Annotated in this window: 20 protein-coding genes; 8 read left to right on the top strand and 12 right to left on the bottom strand. The window is 71.4% G+C overall.

The genetic code is table 11. The features are described from left to right. The first annotated feature begins 13 nt into the window (after positions 1-13). From ACTMTU_RS00710 to ACTMTU_RS00695, 4 genes are all read left to right on the top strand, one after another. On the top strand, positions 14-784 hold the full coding sequence (locus ACTMTU_RS00710) for a hypothetical protein (protein WP_441261425.1): 771 nt from the start codon (positions 14-16) through the stop codon (positions 782-784). Positions 785-986: 202 nt separating this feature from the next. Then, positions 987-1,826, top strand: coding sequence for a TIM barrel protein (locus ACTMTU_RS00705; protein WP_441261424.1), 840 nt, complete (start codon positions 987-989; stop codon positions 1,824-1,826). A gap of 36 nt (positions 1,827-1,862) precedes the next feature. Beyond that, positions 1,863-2,777 carry a 2-hydroxy-3-oxopropionate reductase gene (locus tag ACTMTU_RS00700; protein WP_441261423.1) on the top strand — a complete coding sequence of 305 codons (915 nt, stop codon included), beginning with the start codon at positions 1,863-1,865 and terminating at the stop codon, positions 2,775-2,777. 443 nt (positions 2,778-3,220) lie between these two features. Continuing rightward, the gene (locus tag ACTMTU_RS00695; protein ID WP_441261422.1) at positions 3,221-4,678 is read left to right on the top strand and encodes a catalase; all 1,458 of its coding nucleotides are present in this window, start codon (positions 3,221-3,223) and stop codon (positions 4,676-4,678) included. 461 nt (positions 4,679-5,139) lie between these two features. Here ACTMTU_RS00695 and ACTMTU_RS00690 read toward each other — a convergent pair whose 3' ends face one another. From ACTMTU_RS00690 to pqqA, 6 genes are read right to left on the bottom strand one after another with little or no spacing between them, the layout of a single operon-like run. Continuing rightward, positions 5,140-5,718 (bottom strand): YdeI/OmpD-associated family protein, encoded by a 579-nt coding sequence (locus ACTMTU_RS00690; protein WP_441261421.1) that lies wholly within the window; start codon positions 5,716-5,718, stop codon positions 5,140-5,142. A 56-nt stretch (positions 5,719-5,774) separates the two neighbouring features. Further along, a complete protein-coding gene (gene pqqE, locus ACTMTU_RS00685) occupies positions 5,775-6,899 on the bottom strand; it encodes a pyrroloquinoline quinone biosynthesis protein PqqE (protein WP_441261420.1) in 1,125 nt (374 codons plus the stop codon). Further along, positions 6,896-7,180, bottom strand: coding sequence for a pyrroloquinoline quinone biosynthesis peptide chaperone PqqD (gene pqqD, locus ACTMTU_RS00680; protein ID WP_441261419.1), 285 nt, complete (start codon positions 7,178-7,180; stop codon positions 6,896-6,898). The genes pqqE and pqqD overlap by 4 nt, the downstream gene beginning before the upstream one ends. Then, positions 7,177-7,893, bottom strand: coding sequence for a pyrroloquinoline-quinone synthase PqqC (gene pqqC, locus ACTMTU_RS00675; RefSeq protein ID WP_441261418.1), 717 nt, complete (start codon positions 7,891-7,893; stop codon positions 7,177-7,179). Before pqqC ends, pqqD begins: the two co-directional genes overlap by 4 nt. Then, on the bottom strand, positions 7,890-8,801 hold the full coding sequence (gene pqqB, locus ACTMTU_RS00670) for a pyrroloquinoline quinone biosynthesis protein PqqB (RefSeq protein ID WP_441261417.1): 912 nt from the start codon (positions 8,799-8,801) through the stop codon (positions 7,890-7,892). Before pqqB ends, pqqC begins: the two co-directional genes overlap by 4 nt. A gap of 13 nt (positions 8,802-8,814) precedes the next feature. Continuing rightward, positions 8,815-8,967 carry a pyrroloquinoline quinone precursor peptide PqqA gene (gene pqqA / locus ACTMTU_RS00665; RefSeq protein ID WP_441261416.1) on the bottom strand — a complete coding sequence of 51 codons (153 nt, stop codon included), beginning with the start codon at positions 8,965-8,967 and terminating at the stop codon, positions 8,815-8,817. 249 nt (positions 8,968-9,216) lie between these two features. On the opposite strand from pqqA, the gene ACTMTU_RS00660 reads away from it, so the two are divergent. Then, positions 9,217-10,272, top strand: coding sequence for a PQQ-dependent sugar dehydrogenase (locus ACTMTU_RS00660; protein ID WP_441261956.1), 1,056 nt, complete (start codon positions 9,217-9,219; stop codon positions 10,270-10,272). 69 nt (positions 10,273-10,341) lie between these two features. Here the strand turns inward: ACTMTU_RS00660 and gcl are convergent, their stop codons facing one another. Continuing rightward, positions 10,342-12,129 (bottom strand): glyoxylate carboligase, encoded by a 1,788-nt coding sequence (gene gcl / locus ACTMTU_RS00655; RefSeq protein WP_441261415.1) that lies wholly within the window; start codon positions 12,127-12,129, stop codon positions 10,342-10,344. 263 nt (positions 12,130-12,392) lie between these two features. Here gcl and ACTMTU_RS00650 point away from each other — a divergent pair, with 263 nt between their 5' ends. After that, positions 12,393-13,124, top strand: coding sequence for a hypothetical protein (locus ACTMTU_RS00650; protein ID WP_441261414.1), 732 nt, complete (start codon positions 12,393-12,395; stop codon positions 13,122-13,124). Between the two features lie 79 nt (positions 13,125-13,203). Here ACTMTU_RS00650 and ACTMTU_RS00645 read toward each other — a convergent pair whose 3' ends face one another. The 3 genes from ACTMTU_RS00645 to ACTMTU_RS00635 all read right to left on the bottom strand — a co-directional run bounded on the left by ACTMTU_RS00645 (position 13,204) and on the right by ACTMTU_RS00635 (position 17,251). Next, positions 13,204-13,827 (bottom strand): NADPH-dependent F420 reductase, encoded by a 624-nt coding sequence (locus tag ACTMTU_RS00645; protein WP_441261413.1) that lies wholly within the window; start codon positions 13,825-13,827, stop codon positions 13,204-13,206. 143 nt (positions 13,828-13,970) lie between these two features. After that, positions 13,971-15,578 carry an AMP-binding protein gene (locus ACTMTU_RS00640; RefSeq protein ID WP_441261412.1) on the bottom strand — a complete coding sequence of 536 codons (1,608 nt, stop codon included), beginning with the start codon at positions 15,576-15,578 and terminating at the stop codon, positions 13,971-13,973. Next, complete coding sequence (locus ACTMTU_RS00635) at positions 15,575-17,251, bottom strand: AMP-binding protein (RefSeq protein WP_441261411.1); 1,677 nt, start codon at positions 17,249-17,251, stop codon at positions 15,575-15,577. Before ACTMTU_RS00635 ends, ACTMTU_RS00640 begins: the two co-directional genes overlap by 4 nt. 142 nt (positions 17,252-17,393) lie before the next feature. Between ACTMTU_RS00635 and ACTMTU_RS00630 the strand changes: the two genes are divergently transcribed. Beyond that, a complete protein-coding gene (locus ACTMTU_RS00630) occupies positions 17,394-18,215 on the top strand; it encodes a response regulator transcription factor (protein ID WP_441261955.1) in 822 nt (273 codons plus the stop codon). Between the two features lie 411 nt (positions 18,216-18,626). Here ACTMTU_RS00630 and ACTMTU_RS00625 read toward each other — a convergent pair whose 3' ends face one another. Beyond that, complete coding sequence (locus tag ACTMTU_RS00625) at positions 18,627-19,754, bottom strand: winged helix DNA-binding domain-containing protein (protein ID WP_441261410.1); 1,128 nt, start codon at positions 19,752-19,754, stop codon at positions 18,627-18,629. Between the two features lie 109 nt (positions 19,755-19,863). Between ACTMTU_RS00625 and ppk2 the strand changes: the two genes are divergently transcribed. Further along, complete coding sequence (gene ppk2 / locus ACTMTU_RS00620) at positions 19,864-20,844, top strand: polyphosphate kinase 2 (protein WP_441261409.1); 981 nt, start codon at positions 19,864-19,866, stop codon at positions 20,842-20,844. 27 nt (positions 20,845-20,871) lie between these two features. Here the strand turns inward: ppk2 and ACTMTU_RS00615 are convergent, their stop codons facing one another. Continuing rightward, on the bottom strand, positions 20,872-22,137 hold the full coding sequence (locus ACTMTU_RS00615) for an arginine deiminase (protein ID WP_441261408.1): 1,266 nt from the start codon (positions 22,135-22,137) through the stop codon (positions 20,872-20,874). Positions 22,138-22,152 lie beyond the last annotated feature (15 nt).

The following is a 22,152-nucleotide window of genomic DNA, read 5'->3' as shown; positions in this document are numbered from 1 at the left end:
GAGGAGCAAGACCGTGGCGAACCCGACCATCCGGGGCCGTGGCTCCACCTCTCCCGGCCGTCGTGCCATGTCGGCGGCCGCGCGTGCGGCCGCCAAGCGGTCGGACCGGGTCCGGCCGGGCCCGGGCGGTTCCACCGTGCTCGATACGCCGCGCGCCCCGGCTCCCCGGCGGCTCGAGGCCCCCGACGACGCGTCGCAGGCCCGCCGGGACGAGAACCAGCATGTGGGGCCTGTCGTACTGGCGGAGGAGGCCGCGCTCCTGCCCGAGCGTCGCCGACGCCGGCGGCGGGCGCGGCTCTGCGCCCTGCTGGCCGTCCTGGTGGTCCTCGGGCTGACCGCGGTGGGCGTGCTGGGGTGGGAGTACGCCGAGGGGCGGCGTACCGACGCGGCCCGGACCGAGGCGGTCGCGGCGGCCCGGAAGGCGGCGCCGGTGGTGCTGTCGTACGACCACCGCAGGCTGGAGGCGGACTTCGCCGCGGCGCGCGGCCATCTGACCGGCGCCTTCGAGGAGGAGTACGGCAGGACAACGAGCAAGGTGGTGGGGCCCACCGCGAAGAAGTACCGCGGGGTCGTCAAGGCGAGTGTGGCCGCGCCCCCGGACGGCGGCGCGCCCGCCGCTTCGGTGGTGTCCGTGTCGCCCGACCGGGCCGTGGTGCTGCTGTTCGTCAACCAGGTCACCACCAGCACGCAGGTCACCGGTTCGCGGGTCGACCTGAACCGGGTCCGGATGACCATGACCCGTACGTCCGGCGGCTGGAAGGTGAGTGCCGTCGACGCGCTCTGAGGACCATCCCCAGGACGCGGGGGGACGCCCCCGACCCCCCGCACGCCTCCCGAGCAGGAACTGAAGAAGGCCTGACCCGCCTTCCGACGGCCCGCTCGGGAGGCGCTTTTTTGTGGTCGCTCTTGACAGCCGTCACCCCGCCCGGAGATTATTCCGTCAGACAGAAAGAGACTTCCGCAATACGGAAGGGGCGCACAACCCCATGGGATACAGCGACCACCGCTACGACGTGAACCTCTCGATCCTCTTCACGGAACTCCCGCTGCTGGAGCGCCCGGCGGCCGCCGCCGCGGCCGGCTTCACCGCGGTCGAGCTGTGGTGGCCGTGGATCGAGACCCCCACCCCGCCGCAGGCCGAACTCGACGCCTTGAAGAAGGCACTCGACGACGCCGGCACCCAGCTGGTGGGACTGAACTTCTACGCCGGGCAGCTGCCCGGCCCCGACCGCGGCGCGCTCTCCGTGCCCGGCGACGAGTCCGACCGCTTCCGCGCCAACATCGAGGTGGCGGCCGACTTCGCGGCGTCCGTGGGCTGCAAGGCCCTCAACGCCCTCTACGGCAACCGCGTCGACGGCGCCGACCCGCAGGTCCAGGACGCCCTCGCCCTGGAGAACCTGGTGCTCGCCGCCCGCGCCGCCGACCGCGTCGGGGCGATCCTGCTGGTCGAGACGCTCAACAAGCCCGAGTCGCCGCTGTACCCGCTGGTCAGCGCCCCGGCGGCGATCGATGTGATCGACAAGGTCAACGCCGCGACCGGTCTCGGCAACGCCAAGTTCCTCCTGGACATCTACCACCTGTCCATGAACGGCGAGGACGTCGCCCGGGTCATCGACGACTACGCCGAGAAGACCGGCCACGTCCAGATCGCCGACAACCCGGGTCGCGGCGCCCCCGGCACCGGCTCGCTCCCGCTGGAGCAGCTCCTCGACGGCCTCAAGAAGGCCGGTTACGAGGGCTGGGTCGGCCTGGAGTACAAGGCCGGCGACCGCCCGAGCGCCGAGTCCTTCGACTGGCTGCCGGCCGGGGCGCGCGCCGCCCGCTGACTTCCCTTGCACGCTTTTTTCAGAGAGGTACCCCCGATGAGCACCCTCACAGATTCCTCCCGACCCACCCGCCCGGCGATTGCGTGGATCGGACTCGGCATCATGGGCTCCCCCATGTCCGAGAACCTGCTGAAGGCGGGCTACTCCGTCACCGGCTACACCCTCGAGCAGGACAAGCTGGACCGCCTCGCGGCGGCGGGCGGCACGGCCGCCGGCTCGATCGCCGAGGCCGTCAAGGACGCCGACGTCGTCATCACGATGGTCCCGGCCTCCCCGCAGGTCGAGGCCATCGCCTACGGCCCCGACGGCATCCTCGAGAACGCGCGCCAGGGCGCGCTGCTGATCGACATGTCCTCGATCACCCCGCAGACCTCCGTCGACCTGGCGAAGAACGCGGCCGACAAGGGCATCCGCGTCCTCGACGCCCCCGTCTCCGGCGGCGAGGCCGGCGCGATCGAGGCCGTACTCTCGATCATGGTCGGCGGCGAGCAGGCCGACTTCGACACCGCCAGGCCGATCCTGGAAGCGCTCGGCAAGACCATCGTGCTCTGCGGTCCGCACGGCTCCGGCCAGACGGTGAAGGCCGCCAACCAGCTGATCGTCGCCGTCAACATCCAGGCGTGCGCGGAGGCCGTGGTCTTCCTGGAGAAGTCCGGCGTCAACCTCTCGGCGGCGCTCGACGTCCTGGGCGGCGGCCTGGCCGGCTCGACCGTCCTGACCCGCAAGAAGGACAACTTCCTGAACCGGGACTTCAAGCCGGGCTTCCGGATCGACCTGCACCACAAGGACATGGGCATCGTCACCGACGCCGCCCGCAACGTCGGCGCGGCGCTGCCCGTCGGCGCGGTCGTGGCCCAGCTGGTCGCGTCGCTGCGCGCCCAGGGCGACGGCGGCCTGGACCACTCGGCCCTGCTGCGCGCGGTGGAGCGCCTCTCGGGCTCGCAGGCCTGACCCCGCCCGCGCCCGGCCGACCCCGGGGGTGACGGCCGGCCGATGACGGGCCGGCCCACCCCGGGCGGCGGCCCACGCCATGGCCGTCCCCCACCGGGCCGTGACCGGCCCACACAGAGCGGCCCCCGTGCTCGGCCGCATCCGGCCTACCCGGCCGACCCCTGGCGGCGGCCCACCCCGTGATCAGCCCCCACCGGACAGCGACCATCCAGGGCCCCTGCCCAGGCTGAGCACGACCGGGTTCACAGGAGGCCCCCCTCAGGCCAATCACGGCCCCACAAACTTCCGGTCGGTGTCGGCGCTGACACCTGTCCTGTCGCGCCCAGGCGTCGGCACCGACCGGAACCTCTCCCTTCGTTTTCAACAAACTGTTGACGTTTCGTTCGGCTCGTATTTACGCTCCTCGAACCGTCCCCAGTGCAGCTCCCGTACGGAAGGTCACGATGTCGAAGCGCGTGCTTACGACCGAGTCCGGCGCCCCCGTCGCCGACAACCAGAACTCCGCCACCGCCGGCGTCGGTGGCCCCGTCCTCCTTCAGGACCAGCACCTGCTGGAGAAGCTCGCGCGCTTCAACCGTGAGCGCATCCCGGAGCGCGTGGTGCACGCCCGCGGCTCCGGCGCGTACGGGTACTTCGAGGTGACCGACGACGTCACCGGCTACACGAAGGCGGACTTCCTCTCCCAGGCCGGCAAGCGCACGGAGACGTTCCTGCGCTTCTCCACCGTCGCCGACTCCCTCGGCGGTGCGGACGCGGTCCGTGACCCCCGCGGCTTCGCCGTGAAGTTCTACACCGAAGAGGGCAACTACGACCTCGTCGGCAACAACACCCCGGTGTTCTTCATCAAGGACCCGATCAAGTTCCCCGACTTCATCCACTCCCAGAAGCGTGACCCGTTCACGGGCCGTCAGGAGCCGGACAACGTATGGGACTTCTGGGCGCACGCCCCCGAGGCGACGCACCAGGTGACCTGGCTGATGGGCGACCGTGGCATCCCCGCCTCGTACCGCCACATGAACGGCTACGGCTCCCACACCTACCAGTGGACCAACGAGGCGGGCGAGGCCTTCTTCGTGAAGTACCACTTCAAGACCAACCAGGGCGTGCGCTCGCTCTCCTCCGAGCAGGCCGCGGAACTGGTCGGCAAGGACGCCAACTCGCACCAGACGGACCTGCTCCAGGCCATCGAGCGCGGGGTGAACCCGTCCTGGACGCTGTACGTCCAGGTCATGCCGGCGGCGGAGGCGGCCGACTACCGCTTCAACCCGTTCGACCTCACCAAGGTGTGGCCGCACGCCGACTACCCGTTGCAGCGGGTCGGCCGTCTGGTCCTCGACCGCAACCCGGACAACGTCTTCGCGGAGGTCGAGCAGGCAGCCTTCTCCCCGAACAACTTCGTTCCCGGTATCGGCCCTTCGCCGGACAAGATGCTCCAGGGCCGGCTGTTCGCCTACGCCGACGCCCACCGCTACCGCCTCGGTGTCAACCACACCCAGCTGCCGGTGAACGCGCCGAAGGCGACGGTCGCGGACAACTACGGCCGTGACGGCCTCATGGCGACCCGCAACGGCTCGCGCCACGACAAGAACTACGAGCCCAACTCCTACTCCGGGCCCGCCCAGACGGACGCGGCGCTCTCCGCCCCGCTCGCCGTCCACGGCTGGACGGGCACCCACGAGGCGCCCGCGCACACCAAGGACGACGACTTCTTCCAGGCGGGCGAGCTGTACCGGCTGATGTCCGAGGAGGAGAAGGGCCGGCTCGTGGCCAACATCGCGGGCGGCCTCTCCCAGGTCACGCGCGACGACGTCATCGAGAAGAACCTGGCCCACTTCCACGCCGCCGACCCCGAGTACGGCAAGCGCGTGGAGGAGGCGGTCCGCGCCCTGCGCGAGGACTGACAGCGAGACCCGCGCCCAGGGACCGACGGGAGGTCGGCCCCCGGGCGTGAGCCCGCGGCACGGACCCGGATGAGGGGTGGTGCGTGCAGCGGGCTGAAGCGAGGACCGCGGCGGCGTGCGATGCCAGTGCGGTGGTGAAGGCTCCCGGACCCGTTCTGACCTGAAGAACGTTCTCCGCGGCAGCCGATCGCCCCGCCGCGGTCCCCTCTTCACCCTCCAGCAGGACCCCGCCGCGGCGCGAACGACCGATCCTTCACGCCGCATCGCGGCTTCGCCGCTTCGGGCGGCGACCCCACCAAGACCCCGCCCGGCGGCGCGAACGTCCTGTCGCGCCAGCCTCGCACCGTCGGGCGGCATCAACTTCACAGACAGGGTGCACGGTCCGGTACGGTCCCGTGCCGCGCGCCCGAGATCAGGGTCCGGCCATCGCACAGCGGCCGGGCCCTGGTCCGCGTTCCGGTTCAGCGCACTTTCTCGCCGGAGGCGAGCGTGGCGATCATCCGGTCCAGGCGGGCCGCCCGTGTCCGGGGGGTCGTGGCCTTCAGCAGGTTCAGGATCACCAGGTACTGGTCCGACCTGCCGAGGCCCTCGAAGGTCTTTCGCGCCGGGGTGTTCGCCTCGAGCGCGGCAGCCAGGTCCGCGGGCACCGTGGCGTCGCGCTGCGACGCGTAGGCGGCCTCCCAGCGGCCGTCCGCCTTGGCCGCCGCCACCTCCGCGAGGCCCGGCTCGCGCATCCGGCCGGCGGCCGTCAGCGACTCGACCCTGTTGATGTTCACCTGCGACCAGGTGCTCCGAGGCCGACGGCGGGTGATCTTCTGAAGGTAGTGCACGTCGTCGTACGAGCGCCGCAGACCGGTGATCCAGCCGAAGCAGAGCGCCGCGTCGTTGACCTCGTCGGCGGTCGGTGAGGGGACACCCGAGCCCTTCTTCGCGAGCTTCAGCCAGGCGCCCGGTGCCGTCCCGTGATGCTCGTCCAGCCAGGCCTCCAGCCCCTTCAGCTCGGCGAAGCCGAGCAGTGGCAGACCGTCCAGCGTTTCCATCGCCACCTCCTGACGGCCACGCTAAAGCACCGGAACACCGCACGTCCGGCGCTTGTTCAGGGCGCGTCAGGGATCCCCGATACGCGAAGACGGGTGAGGGCCGAAGCTCCCGGCGTCCGGTGGACCAGGTCGGGGGCTTCCTCCTCGGCCAGGGCAGCGGCCCTGATGAGGCCGTGGTCGGGTGACAGCCGGCACGCGGGGTCGGTACGGGCCGCGTCGCCGGTGATCGCGTAGGCCTGGCAGCGGCAGCCGCCGAAGTCCTCGTCGCGGCGCGGGCAGCTGCGGCAGGGGTCGCCCATCCAGTCGGTGCCCCGGTACCGGTTGAACGCGGCGGAATGCTCCCAGATCCAGGCGAGTGTCCGGTCGCCGACACGCGGCGGGTCCAGGCCGGGCAGCGTCGCGGCCGCCGGGCAGGGCAGCACGGTTCCGTCGGGTGCCACGGTGAGGGAGACGGCGCCCCAGCCGCCCATGCACGGTTTCGCGACGCCCTCGACGTGGTCCGGGACGACCCAGACCAGCTCGGTGCGCCCGGCCAGTCGCTCCCGCCACCGCCGGACCGCGTCCGACGCGCGGTCCAGCTGGGCGCGAGTGGGCATGAGGGCCACCCTGTTGTGCAGGGCCCAGCCGTAGAACTGGGTGTTCGCCAGTTCGATCCGGTCCGCGCCCCAGGCCACTCCCAGCTCCACGACGGCGTCGATGGCGTCGAGGTTCTCGCGGTGCAGAACGACGTTGACACCGAGCGGCAGTCCCGCGGCACGCACCAGCGCCGCGGCACGCTCCTTCGCCTCGAACGACCTGCGCCCGGCGATGCGTTCGGAGACCGAAGGGTCGGCGTGCTGGACCGACAGCTGGACGCTCCGCAGGCCGGCCTCCACGAGCCCCGCGAGCCGGGCCTCGTCGAGACCCAGCCCGCTGGTGACCAGCTGGGTGTGGACGCCCGCCGACTCCGCGGCGCGGACGACGGCCTCCAGGTCGGGCCGCAACAGCGGTTCTCCGCCGGACAGATGGGTCTGCACCACTCCCAGGTCCCCGGCCTGCCGCATGACGTCCTGCCACTGGGCCGTCGAAAGCTCGCGGGAGCGGCGGGTCAGCTCCATAGGGTTGGAGCAGTACGGGCAGCGCAGCGGGCAGGCGTGGGTCAGCTCGGCGAGGAGCGCCCACGGGGGCGGCACCGCACTCACCGCAGCCAGCCCTCGGCGCGCAGCCGCCGCAGGAACGCGGGAACGTCGGTGGCCACCGGACCGCCCGGGAAACGGGCCGCCAGGTCGTCGACGATCCGGCGGACCTCGCGCTCGCCGTCGCACAGTCGCAGGATCTCGCCGGCGTGACCGCGCAGGACGACGACGCGTTCCGGCATCACCAGCAGGTGGGTGGCACGTACCCGGTCGTACCGCAGCACGACGGCCGGGACGAGCGCCGGGCGCCATGTCGGCTCGATCTCCTGGTCCGGGGCCGCGGTCATCGGGGGTCCGCCGTCCCCGCGTGGTCCACCGCGTCGAGCAGCGACCAGAGCACGTCGCACTTGAACGCGAGTGCCGCGACCGCCCGCTCCTGTTCCGCCCTGCCCCGTGCCCGGCTCAGCACAAGGTCCATCGCCTCGCCACTGTCCCGTCGGCCCTGGCCGACACGTGCCCGGAAGTAGGCCAGCCCTTCGGCGTCGATCCACGGGTAGTGCCGTTCGAAGGCTTCGATCCGCCGCCTCATGAGGTCGGGGGCGGAGAGCTCGGTGAGCGACGCCGCGACCGCCTCGAGCGTCGACCGCAGCCGGCAGAAGTTGACGTAGCCCTCGACCGCCAGGCGGACACCCGGCAGCACGCCGCTGCCGGACAGGAGCCCGGCCCGGTCCAGGCCGGCCGCCTCACCCAGCCGCAGCCACCGCTCGATCCCGCCTTCGTCGCCCTCGCGTCCGTCGTGGTCCTGGATGCGGCGGATCCACATGCGCCGCAGTTCCGGTGTCCCGAGCTTGGCGGTGATCAAGGCGTCCTTGACGGGGATGTGCTGCTGGTAGTGGAAGCGGTTGGTGATCCAGCGCCGCACCTCCGCGGGGGTCAGTGTGCCCTCGTGCATCCGCACGTTGAAGGGATGGCGGTCGTGGTAGCGCTGCTCGGCCACTGCCCGCAGCTGGTCCTCGAACTCCTGCCGCCCCCAAGGCCGTTCCGTCTCCACGAGGGTCACAGCACGATCTCCATTCCGTCGGCGGCCACCTCGATGCCCAGCCGGGCCAGCACCTTGTGCTGCGGCGCGTCCGGGTCCACAAGTGGGTTGGTGTTGTTGAGGTGCGTGTACAGCCGGCGCGCGGTCAGGGCGGCGAGCCGTCGTGCGGTGCCGTCCGGCCCGTCGATCGGGAGATGGCCCATGGCCTTCGCGCCGCGGGTCGAGAAGGCGGCGCGCCGGGGCTCGTCGTCGTCCCAGAAGGTGCCGTCGAGGATGACGCAGTCGGCCTCGGCAACGGCGTCATCCAGCGCCTGCGGCCACGCGCCCAGCGCGGGTGCGTAGACGGCGGTGCGTCCGGTGGTGCGATCGGTGAGCCGGAGGGCAGTCACCCAGTCGCCGGCGTCGTCTGCTTCCGCGGGGTCCGCGGCCGCGTAGCGGGGCCGTTTCGTGGAGACGGGGACGGCGCCGATGTGGATCGCGGAGTCCGTGGCGAGCGGCTCGGCCCGGCCCGTGGAGGGGAGCTCCCGCCAGGTCAGTGAGGTGTAGGGGGCGAGCAGGGCACCGAGGTGCTGCCGGTCTCGTACCGCCTCGCGTACGGCGGCCGTGGCGATGACTTCGAGTTGTTCGGCTTCCCTGAGCCGGGCGATGCCGAGGGTGTGGTCGAGCTCGGCGTCGGTCAGCACGACTCCGACCACCGGTGTGTGGCGCTCCCTGGGGCCCGGATGCAGTTCGGGACAGTCCTCGATCTGGTCGCCGATGTCGGGGGTGGCGTTGACCAGGTACCAGCGGCCCTCTGCCGCCTTCACGGCGAGTGCGGCGTGGCGGCGGCGTCGCCGCGGATGTGTCCGTGCTCCGGCGCATTCCCGGCAGGCACAGTTCCATTGTGGTACGCCGCCGCCTGCCGCGGTGCCCAGCACCTTGAGCAGCATGTCCGGTGGGGCGTCAGCGGGTGGCGAGGGCGTAGGCGGTGACCTCGAGCGCGGTCTCCACGACCACGTATTCGGGCCGCTGCCAGGCCGGTTCCGGTACGTACGGCGCTGCTTCGCGGCCCGCCCGCTCGGGTCCGGTGGTCGCCTTCATGGGTGTGTCCGTCATGAGTCGTCCTGCCTTTCGGATGACGTTACGTCCCCCACCGCAGCATCGTCAGCCACCGGAGCTCGGGCAACCGGGGGCGGGCCGACCGGGTGACCCGCCGGAGCAGTCTGACGTGCCGTCAGCCGTGGCCGACCTACGCTCCCGGTGATCAGCCCCGAGCCTTCCTGGAGGATGCCCGTGTCCGCTCTTACGACGCGCAGAAGAACTTCGAGGGGACCGTCGCTCCGTTCGGGGAGCGTGGTCGCAATCATGGTCGGGGGCCTGCTGGTGGGGGTCGCCGGCACCGGCGCGCCGGCGCGCCCGGCCGAGAGCCATGCGCAGACGGAACCCGGCGAGGTCCGGACCGTCTCGACCGAGTGGACCACACCTTGGGGCCTGAGCTGGCTGCCGGACGGCTCCGCGCTGGTCGGCGAGCGCGAGACGTTCAAGATCTTCAAGCTCACCCAGGACGGAGAGAAGACACTCCTGGGCAGCGTCCCCGAATCGGTGACCACCGGGGCCGAGGACGGTGTGCTGGGCATCGCGGTGTCGCCCACCTGGGAGGAGGACCACTACCTCTACATCCTGCACACGACCGCGACGGACAACCGGGTCGCCCGGATGACGTACGACGGTTCGACGCTGGGCGCCTACACAACGCTGCTCACCGGGATCAGGAAGGACCGGATCCACAACGGCGGGCGCCTGAAGTTCGGCCCGGACGGCTACCTGTACGTCGCGGTGGGGGACGGCAACAAGAAGGCCCTGGCGCAGGACAAGGACTCCCTCAACGGGAAGATCCTTCGGATGACCTCCGAGGGCAGGCCGGCGCCCGGCAATCCGTTCGGCACCTACGTCTACTCCATGGGCCACCGCAATCCCGAGGGCCTGGCGTGGGATGCGGAGGGCCGGCTGTGGGCGTCCGAGCTCGGCTGGGACACGAGCGACGAGCTGAATCTCATCGAACCCGGCAAGAACTACGGCTGGCCGACGTGCGAAGGCCCCTGCGCCACCGAGGGGATGATCGGTCCCAAGGCCCACTGGCCGGTCAGGGAGGCCTCCCCCAGCGGCCTCGCCTACGCCGACGGCAACCTGTACATGGCCGCGATGCGCGGCAAGCGGCTGTGGCGCATTCCCGTCGACGGCACGGAGGCGGGCACCCCGGTGGCGTACTTCAAGGACACGTACGGCCGGCTGCGAACCGTCGAGAAGGTTCCCGGCAGGAACGCCCTGTGGGTGTCCACCACGAACACCGACCGCAACGGCGGGAAGCCCGACGGCACGGACCAGGTGCTCGAGGTGGAGCTGACGGTACCGGCCGGCTGAGCCCACGGCGCGGGTGCCGGGACACGACGGACGCCCGGTCCGGGGATGCGGACCGGGCGTCCGGCGCGGTCAGACCTTCAGCGGCCTGATCGCGGTCGGGGCGTGGCCCGGCTCGGTGGCGATCTCCTCGAACTCGGTGACGTCACTGATGTCCGCGGTCTTGCTCATCGCGATGTTGGTGACGCGCTCCAGGATCGCCTCGACGACGACCGGGACCCGGTACTCGGCGGCGATCTTCTTCGCCTCCTCGAAGGCCGGCAGCAGCTGGTCCGGCTCGGTGACGCGGATCGCCTTGCAGCCGAGACCTTCGACGACCTTGACGTGGTCGACGCCGTAGACGCCGATCTCCGGGGAGTTGATGTTCTCGAACTCCAGGTTGACCTGGAAGTTGATGTCGAGGCCGGCCTGCGCCTGACGGATCAGGCCCAGGTAGGAGTTGTTCACCAGGACATGGACGTACGGGATGCGGTGCTGCGCGCCGACGGCCAGTTCCTCCAGCATGAACTGGAAGTCGTAGTCACCGGACAGGGCGACGACGGAGGCCTCCGGGTCGGCCTTGGCCACACCGAGCGCGGCGGGGATCGTCCAGCCGAGCGGGCCGGCCTGGCCGCAGTTGATCCAGTGGCGCGGCCGGTAGACGTGCAGCATCTGGGCGCCCGCGATCTGCGAGAGACCGATGGTGGTGACGTACCGGGTCTCGGGCCCGAACGCGCGGTTCATCTCCTCGTACACGCGCTGCGGCTTGAGCGGCACGTTGTCGAAGTGCGTACGCCGCTGGAGCGTCGCCTTGCGCTCGTTGGTGGCGTCGACCCACTCCCTGCGGTCGGGCAGCCGGCCGGCGGCCTTCAGTCCCTTCGCGACCTCGACGAAGAGCTCCAGGGCGGCCTTCGCGTCGGAGGCGATGCCGTAGTCGGGGGCGAAGATCTTGCCGATCTGGGTGGGCTCGATGTCGACGTGGACGAACTTGCGGCCCTTGGTGTAGACGTCGAGCTTGTAGCCGGTGTGGCGGTTGGCCCAGCGGTTGCCGATGCCGAGGACGAAGTCCGACTCGAGGAAGTTCGCGTTGCCGTAGCGGTGCGCGGTCTGCACACCGACCATGCCGGCGTTCAGCTCGTGGTCGTCGGGGATGGTGCCCCAGCCCATGAGGGTCGGGACGACGGGGGTTCCGGTGAGCTCGGCGAACTCGACGAGCAGCTCGGAGGCGTCGGCGTTGATGATGCCGCCGCCGGCGACGATCAGCGGGCGCTCGGACTCCAGCAGGAAGCCGATCGCCTTCTCGATCTGGGCGCGGGTCGCGGCCGGCTTGTAGACCGGCAGCGGCTCGTACGTCTCCGGGTCGAATTCGATCTCGGTCTGCTGGACGTCGATGGGCAGGTCGATCAGGACCGGGCCCGGACGGCCGGAGCGCATCAGGTGGAAGGCCTGCTGGAAGACGCCGGGAACCTGCGCCGCCTCGAGGACCGTGGTCGCGGCCTTGGTGACCGGCGCGGCGATCGAAGCGATGTCGACGGCCTGGAAGTCCTCCGTGTGCAGCTTGGCGACCGGTGCCTGGCCGGTGATGCACAGGATCGGGATCGAGTCGGCGATCGCCGAGTAGAGGCCGGTGATCATGTCCGTGCCCGCGGGGCCGGAGGTGCCGATGCAGACGCCGATGTTGCCCGGGGCGGTCCGGGTGTAGCCCTCGGCCATGTGGGACGCGCCCTCGACGTGGCGGGCGAGCGTGTGGTCGATGCCGCCGCCGGCCTGGAGGGCCTTGTAGAAGGGGTTGATCGCTGCGCCCGGCACACCGAACGCGTGGGTGACGCCTTCACGCTTGAGGATCTCAACTGCCGCACGGGCGGCGGTCATTCGAGGCATGGGGTGCTCCTGCTTCGGCCTGTCGGATCTGGTCGGAACGGTCGGAACGGTCGGAACAGGCTCTGTCGCGCCACCTGAGAGCTGCTATTCCGTATTGTGGAAGTTCAGTTTTGCTATACGGAAGCAATGTAGGGCGCGCTCCGGGCCACGTCAAGGGACGCCCACCACGGCGGCCGACGGCCCGCGGAGTCGGCGAAGTGCCTCGCCAACGGGGCGCGGTTGATGGACGATGGGGGCAACCGAGGAGAGGGAGAGAGGCCGCGATGACCGAGAGCGTGCCGGTGCGCTGCCCGGTCTGCCGCCGCGACCACCTCTTCGCGGCACCCGTCTACCCGTGCCCGTGCGGCGCCCCGCTCGCGGCGCCCCTGCTGCGTGCCGCCCGGCCGGAGCCGATAACGCACCGCACCTGGACGGACGACTGGGTAACGGTCCGCTGCCCCGAGTGCGACCGCCAGGACCAGTGGCCCCAGCCCGAGCTGGGCTGCCCCTGCGGCACGGTCCTGCGGGTCCCGGTCCGGCCCGTCGGGACCCGGCCGGTGCCGGCCCCCGCCGAGGGGCCGAGCCGTCTCCGGCGCCCCTGGCACATACCGCTGCCGCGCACGGCCGTCGCCTCCCGGCCCTCATTCCGGCCGGTGACGATCCGCACCGCGCGCGACGCGGTCACCGCGGCGGCCCTCTACCTCAAGTGGCTGGGCTTCCGCGACGTGATCCAGTCCGAGGTCCGCCCCGTGTCCGGCATCGACCTCAGAGGCCCCGGCATCGTCGCCCAGGTCGACCCCACGACCAGGCCGGCGACCTTGCGCGCCGTCGAATGCCTGTGGCTGAACGGCCTCAGCTCGTCCTCCGCGAGCGTCTTCTTCTCCCTCGCGGGCTACGCGTACGACGCCCGCGCCCGCGCCGACCAGCTCGGCGTCCCCCTGTTCGTCATGGACCTCACCGGCTGCCCCCAGCCGGTCAACGCCCCTGCGGACGAGCTGATCTCCACGGGCGTGTGACGCCCTCGCCGGCGCTTCTCCCCCCGGCCCCCGCTCCCCCCTCGCCTCCCCCGTTCCGGTCAGCGACCGGAGCGCCTCACTACCGGGACGGCGTGACGACGTTGACGTTGAACGTGTGGCCGCCCACGCCGGCGGCGATCCCCATGAAGAGCAGCGCGAAGTGCTCCTGTCCCCGTGCGGTGGTGATGCCGCCGATGTCCATCAGCGACGAGGGCGGCCATCCGAGGTCGCCGAGGAGCCGACCGGTGAGCTCCTTGGCGGCGGTGCTCTCACCGGACAGGAAGACCGTGCTCGGACCGTCCAGGCCGTCGGGGTGCGCCATCACGGTGGAGTCCATGGTGCACAGCGTCTTGACCACCGCCGTCCCCGGGAAGGCGGCCTGGATCTGCTCGCCGAGACTGCTGTTGGGGTGGGAGAGTTCCGTGTAGTCGTCGGACAGTCCGACGCCGACGTCGATCAGCGTCCTGCCGGTCAGGGCCGGCTCCCCGATCGCGGCGAGCAGTTCCAGGGACACGGTCCCCGGTGTCGCGTTGACCACGACCTCCGCGTCGGCGACCGCCTCGCCGAGACCCACGACGGTGAAGCCCGGTTCGTTCCTGTCCTGTGGCCGGCGCGACCCGAGGACCACCTCGTGTCCCGCGCCGGACCAGCCGGCCGCCAGTGCTCGGGCAACGTTTCCTGTGCCAAGAATTCCGATTCGCATGGTGCGACGCTAACGGCGCCGCCGACCCGGCCGGATCGGGCTCAAGGCCCGGGCGTCGTGGGCCTCATGACGTAGGTCCGCCGCCCCGCCCGGCCGGGCCGTGCGCGCACCGGACCCGGCCGGGTCCGGTGCGCGACGCTGTCTCAGCCGTCCCCGAAGCGCCGCCGCAGTTCCACCTTGCGGACCTTGCCGCTCACCGTCATGGGGAAGTCCGTGAGGATCTCCAGGCGGCGCGGGATCTTGTAGTGGGCCAGCTGCTCGCGGCAGAACTCGGCGATCTCCTCCAGCGTCGGGGCGTCCGCCGGGTCGCGCGGGATCACGCAGGCGAGGATCTCCTCGCCGTAGCGCTCGTCCGGCACGCCGACCACCTGCACGTCGGCGATCTTCGGGTGCGCGTAGAGGAACTCCTCGATCTCCCGGGGGTACACGTTCTCGCCGCCCCTGATGATCATGTCCTTGATGCGGCCGACGATCTGGACGTAGCCGTCCTCGCGCATGACGGCGAGGTCGCCGGTGTGCATCCAGCGGCCCGCGTCGACCGACTCCGCGGTCTTCTCCGGCTCGTCCCAGTAGCCGAGCATCACGCTGTAGCCACGGGTGCACAGCTCGCCCGCCTCACCGCGCGGCAGGGTCACGCCGCTGACCGGGTCGACGACCTTGACCTCGACGTGCGGCATGACGCGGCCGACGGTGCCCGTGCGGCGCTCCAGGTCGTCGTCCCGCCGGGTCTGCGTGGAGACGGGGGACGTCTCCGTCATGCCGTAACAGATCGACACCTCGGCCATGTTCATCTCGGCGACGACCCGCTTCATCACCTCCACCGGGCACGGCGAGCCCGCCATGATGCCGGTGCGCAGGGTGGAGAGGTCGTAGGAGTCGAAGCCGGGCAGGTTCAGCTCGGCGATGAACATCGTCGGCACCCCGTACAGCGAGGTGCAGCGCTCCTGCTGCACGGCGCTCAGGGTGGCCGCCGGGTCGAAGGAGGGCGCCGGGATCACCATGCACGCGCCGTGGGAGGTGGCGGCGAGATTGCCCATGACCATGCCGAAGCAGTGGTAGAAGGGCACGGGGATGCAGACCCGGTCCTGCTCGGTGTAGGCGATCATCTCGCCGACGAAGTAACCGTTGTTGAGGATGTTGTGGTGCGAGAGGGTGGCGCCCTTGGGGAAACCGGTCGTGCCCGACGTGTACTGGATGTTGACCGGGTCGTCGCACGACAACTGCGCCTCCCGGGACCGCAGTTGCTCGTCGGTGACTCCTGAGGCCGCCTCCTGCAGCACGTCCCAGGAGCGGTCGCCGATGTAGTGGACGGCGCGCAGCCCGGGGCACTTGGGGCGCACCGCGTCGACCATGGCGCGGTAGTCGCTGGTCTTGTGCGTCTGCGAGGCGACCAGCAGCGTGACCCCGGCCTGGTTCAGTACGAACTCGAGCTCATGCGCCCGGTACGCCGGGTTGATGTTCACCATGATGGCGCCGATCCGGGCGGTGGCGTACTGGATCAGCACCCACTCCGCGCAGTTCACCGCCCAGATCCCGACCCGGTCGCCCTTGCCGATGCCCGAGCCGAGGAGTCCGCGCGCCAGCAGGGCGACGGCGGCGTCGAGTTCGGCGTAGGTCCAGCGGGCGCCGGCCGCCACGTCGACCAGCGCCTCCCGGTCGGGGTGCGCGGCGGCGGTACGCGCCAGGTTTCCGCCGATCGTCTCGCCGAGCAGCGGGGTACTGCTGACGCCGTGTGCGTACGAGAGTGTCATCGCAGGTCGCCTTCCGTGTACTCGGCGGCGGAGCCCTGCGCCGTGCGCTCCCTCAGCTCGATCCGGCGGATCTTCCCGGACACGGTCTTCGGCAGCTCGGCGAACTCCAGCCGGCGGATGCGCTTGTACGGGGCGAGCACCGCGCGCGAGTGCTCGAAGATCAGCTTGGCCGTGTCGGGCCCGGGCTCCCAGCCCTCCGCGAGGACGACGTACGCCTTGGGGACGGCGAGGCGGACCGGGTCGGGGGCGGGCACCACCGCGGCCTCCGCCACCGCCTCGTGCTCCAGCAGCGCGCTCTCCAGCTCGAACGGGCTGATCTTGTAGTCGGAGGCCTTGAAGACGTCGTCCGACCGGCCCACATAGGTGATGTAGCCGTCGGCGTCGCGGGAGCCGATGTCACCCGTGCGGTAGTGGCCGCCGGCCATCGCCTCAGCGGTGCGTTCCTCGTCGCCGTGGTACCCGGTCATCAGGCCCACCGGCCGGCCGGACAGGTCCAGGGCGATCTCGCCCTCCGTCGCGCCCGGTTCACCGGTGACCGGGTCGAGGAGGTCGACCTTGTAACCGGGGCTGGGCCGGCCCATCGAGCCTGTCTTGAGGACCTGGCCGGGGCTGTTGGAGACCTGCACGGCCGTCTCGGTCTGCCCGAACCCGTCGCGGATGGTCACGCCCCAGGCGCGCCGCACCGTCTCGATGACCTCGGGGTTGAGCGGCTCACCGGCCGCGACGACCTCCCGCGGCGGCTTCCGCAGCCGGCTCAGGTCCGCCTGGATGAGCATCCGCCAGACCGTCGGCGGGGCGCAGAAGCTGGTGATCCCCTCCCGGTCCATCTCGGCCATCAGCCGGCCCGGGTCGAAGCGCGTGTAGTTGTGGATGAAGACCGTCGCCTCCGCGTTCCACGGCGCGAACAGGTTGGACCAGGCGTGCTTGGCCCATCCGGGCGAGGAGATGTTCAGGTGCACGTCGCCGGGCTTCAGACCGATCCAGTACATGGTCGCGAGATGACCGACCGGGTACGACACATGGGTGTGCTCGACGAGCTTCGGGCGCGCGGTGGTGCCGGAGGTGAAGTACAGCATCAGCGTCTCGTCCGCGCGGGTGGGCCCGTCGGGCTCGAACTCCCGCGGGCTCTCGTAGGCGGCGCTGTAGGACAGCCAGCCGGGGCGCTCGCCGCCGACGACGATCCGGCTGTAGTCGCCGGGGACCTCGTCGAACTTGGCGGTGTCCTCCGGCCGCACCACGACATGCCGCACCCGGCCGCGCTCGATCCGGTCACGCAGGTCCGCAGGGCCGAGCAGCGGCGTCGCCGGGATCATCACGGCGCGCAGCTTCATCGCGGCGAGCGCGGTCTCCCACAGCTCGACCTGATTGCCGAGCATGACGAGGATCCGGTCACCGGCCCCGACGCCCTGGGCCCGCATCCAGTTCGCCGCCCGGTCGGACCGGTCGGACATCTCGGCGAACGAGAACCGGCTGCTCGTCCCGTCCTCCTCGACGATCCGCAGGGCGGGCGCGTCGTTGCCCTCCGCGATGACGTCGAACCAGTCCAGCGCCCAGTTGAAGTGCTCGAGGCGGGGCCACTCGAAGCCCTCGTACGCGCGTACGTAGTCCTCCCGGTGCTCCAGCAGGAAGTCCCGTGCGGCCCGGAACCTCTCCGTCGCGCTGCCAGACGTCATGTGTCCTCCTCGTTGCGGGACCGGCCGTCCACATCGTGTAATCGGTGACCCAGGTCTCACTACCCCCGTACGGGGGTGACGTCCCCGCCCGGGGGCCCGGAGGGAGGAAGCACGCGTGTCAGGAACCGGCGAAGCGGCCGAGATGCGGGCGGCGCTGCTCCGGCTGCGGCGGACGACAGGGCTCCCCGTCGCCTTCGGCGGGCTCCTCACCGACGGGCGGCAGCAGCAGCTGCGCATCGGGGAGCTGAACGGCGCGGCGACCGGGGCGCTGCGCGGGCTCGCCATCTGCGCCGGCAACGGCCTGGGCGGCAAGTCGATGGCCCTGTCCAGGCCCTGCGCGGTGACCGACTACCCCGCGGCGCGGCACATCAGCCACGAGTACGACGCGGCGGTGGCCTCCGAGGGGTTGCGGTCGGTGGTCGCCGTCCCCGTCGTGGTGCACCGCCGGGTGCGGGGCCTTCTGTACGGGGCGCTGCGCCGGCCGCTCGTGCTCGGCGACCGCGTCCTCGACGCGGCGGTGGCCGCGGCACGGGACGTCGAGCAGGCGCTGGTCGTCCGCGACGAGATGCAGCGGCTGCTCGCGCTGGCCCGCCCGCCGGCCACGGACGACGCCGTGGGTCCGCGCGACTGGGAGACCGTACGCGAGGTCCACGGCGAACTCCGCGCCCTTGCCCCCCGGATCACGGACCGGGCCCTGCGCGAGGAACTGCTCGCCGTCTGCGCGCGACTGGCCCCGGGCCCGCGTGCGCCGGCCGCCGCGACCGGCGAGGTGTCGCTGACGCCACGCGAACTGGACGTGCTCGGCTGCGTCGCCTCCGGCGCGACGAACGCGGCGGCGGCGGGGCGGTTGGGGCTGCGGCCGGAGACGGTGAAGGCGTATCTGCGGTCGGCGATGCGGAAGCTGGGGGCGCGGACGCGGCTGGAGGCGGTGGTGGCGGCCCGCCGGGCCGGCCTCCTCCCATGACGGGCGCCACCGGCTGCGCGGGGCCGTTCCCCTACCGTTCCTTCCCGCTGTACCGATGTGCGGCGCCCGCCGCGTGGCGGGGCGCCCCGGACCCCGTACCGCCCTGCGGACCCTGTACCGCCCTGCGGGCGGCGTACCGCGCGGAGCGCGGTGCCCTCAAACTCCCCCCTACGGCCTGGCGGCCGTGGGAGGTGCCCCCAGGCGGGCTGGATCTCGCTCCGCGAAATCAGCTCCGCCAGCGGCGGGGCAACTTCAGCCTCGCCGGCGTTTGAGGCGCGGGGGTCCGGGGGCAGAGCCCCCGAAACACCGCGCGGAGCGCGGTGACGGGTCCGGGCGGAGCCCCCACGCGGCGGAGCCGCACATCGGTACAGCGGGAAGGGGCGGGGAGGGGAAAACGCCCCGCCGCAGGCGCTACGCCCCCCGCACCGGCCCGAACCGCACCTCGTGCGCCGCCCCCGCCCGCATCCCCCGCAGCATCCGCTCCGCCTCCCCCGCCAGCTCCTCCCGCTGCGCCCTCGTCGGCGCGTCGAACGGCTCGAGCGTCACCGTCGCCGTGTCTGCCGTCTCCTCCAGCCGCCATGTCCCGGCGAGGAAGCCGTCGAGGAGGAACGTGCAGTACGCCTGGTTCCCCCGCCACGTGAGGCCCTTGTGCCCCGCGGACACCAGCCGTCGCCGGTCCGCGTGCGAGAGCAGGAGGTTGTCGAACTCGGGCAGCAGACGGGCCGGCGCCGGGGTGTCGGCGTCGGGCCGGGGCGCGTCGGGGAGGTCGAAGAGCTCCACGCCGTGTTCGTCCTGGAACACGGCGAGCCCCGGCCGCAGCCGTTCGAAGACCTCTCGGGTACGGGTCAGCCCGGACCAGGTCTGGAAGTCCTTGACGGAGGCGGGCCCGAAGGCGGCGAGATAACGCCGTACGGCGTCCTCGGCGTCCGGCGCGGACTCCGACGGCCGGCCGAACCACCGCTCCGCGGTGGTGAGCCGGACCTGGCCGCTCCTGCCCCACAGTCCCCGCGGGGTGACCTGCACCAGCGGCAGGGAGCACCGGGCGGCGACGGACAGCGCGAACGGATCGGCGTCCGGCCAGTGCGCGAGGAGCGCTTCCCGCAGCTCCTTCATGGTCCGCGGCTCCTCCTCGACGAGTTCGCGCGCGAGGGCGGCGAGCCGCTGGAGGTCGACGCCGACGAGCCCGGCGCGGAACTGCGCCAGCTCGCGGTCCCTGGCCGGCTGGACGAGGGGCCGCAGCCGCAGGCAGTCGTCGGCGGTGTGCGTGTGGATGGTGGACCGCATGGTCACCAGCCGCCCCACCTCGCGGGCCTCCATCAGCGTGGAGAGCTCCTGCGGATCGAACGCCTCCAGCCGGGCGTCGAGCGCGTAGTAGGGCGGCTTCACGTTCTGCGCCTGGAGCCCGACGAGGTGCGCGACGGCCGCCGCGACGGGCATCTCGGCCCGTGGCGCGCGCCGCAGCAGGAGCTGCCGGGCGAGGGTGGCGCGGTTGAGCGCGCGGGTGCCGAGCACGGGGTGGGTCGCGGTTTTCGAAGCCATGCCCGAACGCTACCGAGACTTGCGGACAGGTTCTGTCCGCAATGGCGAGAGCTGTCGGATGGGATCATGATGGATACGTGACGGCGTCGGGACCGGGCAGGTGACAGCCATGAGCAACGCGACGGAGCGGGACCCGGACGGGCAGGCGCTGCTCGACGGTATGACCGTGGACCAGAGCCAGCCGGAGCGCCCGGTGCTCCTGGACGGGGACGGCCGCCCGATCAAGACATGGCGGCAGAACTACCCGTACGACCGCAAGATCCGCAGAGCCCAGTACGAGCAGCAGAAGCGTGTGCTGCAGATCGAACTGCTGAAGCTGCAGCGCTGGGTCAAGGATTCCGGTCAGCGCCTCATCGTGATCTGCGAGGGACGCGACGCGGCCGGAAAGGGCGGCACGATCCAGCGGTTCACCGAGCGGCTGAATCCTCGCGGCGCCCGCGTGGTGGCGCTGGAGAAGCCGACGGAACGCGAGGCGACGCAGTGGTACTTCCAGCGTTACGCGGCCCATCTGCCGTCCGCCGGCGAGATCGTGTTCTTCGACCGCTCCTGGTACAACCGGGCCGGTGTGGAACGGGTCATGGGGTTCTGCACCAAGCCGCAGTACGACCTGTTCCTGCACCAGTGCCCGCAGTTCGAGCGGATGCTGGTCGAGGACGGGATCATTCTGGTCAAGTTCTGGTTCTCGGTCTCGCGTGCGGAACAGCGCACCCGCTTCGCGATCCGGCAGGTGGACCCGGTGCGCCAGTGGAAACTGTCCCCCACGGACGTGGCGTCGCTGGATCTGTGGGACGAGTACACGGCCGCCAAGGTGGACATGTTCCGGGCCACCGACACCGACCACGCCCCGTGGACGGTGGTCAAGAGCAATGACAAGCGCCGCGGTCGCCTGGAGGCCATGCGCAGTCTGCTGTGGCGCGTGGACTACGACAGCAAGGACCCTGAGGCCATCGGACGGCCGGATCCGCTGATCGTCGGGGCGGCCGACACGCTCCTGGAGCCGGGTGAGGAGAACGCCTCCCTGTCCCCGACCCCGCTCGCCGGTCATGCCGAGGGGCCGGGCGCGCACCCGGGCGGTGGGCCGGGCGCCTGAGCGGCCCGGCCGTCGCGGACCGGCGGCTCAGAAGTCGACCGGGTCACGGGCGATCGGACACGTCATGCAGTGGCCGCCGCCACGGCCCCGGCCCAGTTCCGCGCCGACGATGGTGATGACCTCCACGCCCGACTTGCGCAGCAGGGCGTTGGTCTGGGTGTTGCGGTCGTAGGTGAACACCACGCCCGGCTCGAGCGCGACGGCGTTGTTCCCGCTGTCCCACTGCTGACGTTCGGAGGCGTAGACGTCACCCGCGGTCTCGATGATCCGCAGCCCGGACAGGCCGAGGGCCCGGGCGACGACGTCGGTGAAGGCCGCCGACCCCTCGTCGGTGATCTCGACGCCGGGCGCGTTGTCGGACGGGCGGAGCGAGAAGGTGTGCACCGCGTCCATGATCTTCGGGTAGAGGGTGACGATGTCACGGTCGGCGAAGGTGAAGACGGTGTCGAGGTGCATCGCGGAGCGCAGTTTGGGCATGCCGGCGACGATGACGTGCCGGGCGGCGCCGTTCGCGAAGAGCGCTGCGGCGACCTGCGTGATGGCGTGGCGGGAGGTGCGTTCGCTCATGCCCATGAGGACGACGCCGCCGCCGACGGGCATGATGTCGCCGCCCTCGAACGTGGCCTGGCCCCAGTCGAGTTCCGGGTCGCCCCACCACACCCTCGAGCCGGCGAAGTCGGGGTGGAACTCGTAGATCGCCTTCATCAGCAGCGTCTCGCCGTGGCGGGCGGGCCAGTAGAGGGGGTTGAGGGTCAGGCCGCCGTAGAGCCAGCAGGTCGTGTCGCGGGTGTAGAGGGTGTTGGGCAGCGGTGGCATGAGGTACTCGCGTACGCCGGTCGATTCGCGGGCGAGGGCGACGTACCCGGGGCGGAATTCGTCGGGCAGGTCGGCGGTCGCCAGGCCGCCGATCAGGTACTCGGCGAGCTTGCGGGGCTCGAGCGTCTCGAGGAAGGCGCGGGTGGACTCGATGAGACCGATGCCGACCTCGTTGGCCGTGATCTTCCGGTCCAGGAGCCACGACCGGGCCTCGCCGATCGCCATGGTCTGCATGAGCAGGTCGTGCAACTCGACGACCTCGACGTCCCGTTCACGGAGCTTGTCGACGAAGTCGGCGTGGTCGCGCTGGGCGTTGTCCACCCACATCACGTCGTCGAAGAGCAGATCGTCCGAGTTGGTCGGGGTGAGCCGGCGGTGCGCGAGACCGGGGGCGCAGACCAGGACCTTGCGGAGTCTGCCGACCTCCGAGTGGACGCCGTGCGACGGGCGGGCGCTGCTGGTCGTGTCGGTCGTCATGAAAGCCTTCCTGGT

Origin of the sequence: Streptomyces sp. OZ13, assembly GCF_052068155.1 — a bacterium.
GTDB lineage: Bacteria > Actinomycetota > Actinomycetes > Streptomycetales > Streptomycetaceae > Streptomyces.
Note: the sequence above shows the minus strand (reverse complement) of the source record. Positions and strands in the feature narration are given on the sequence as shown.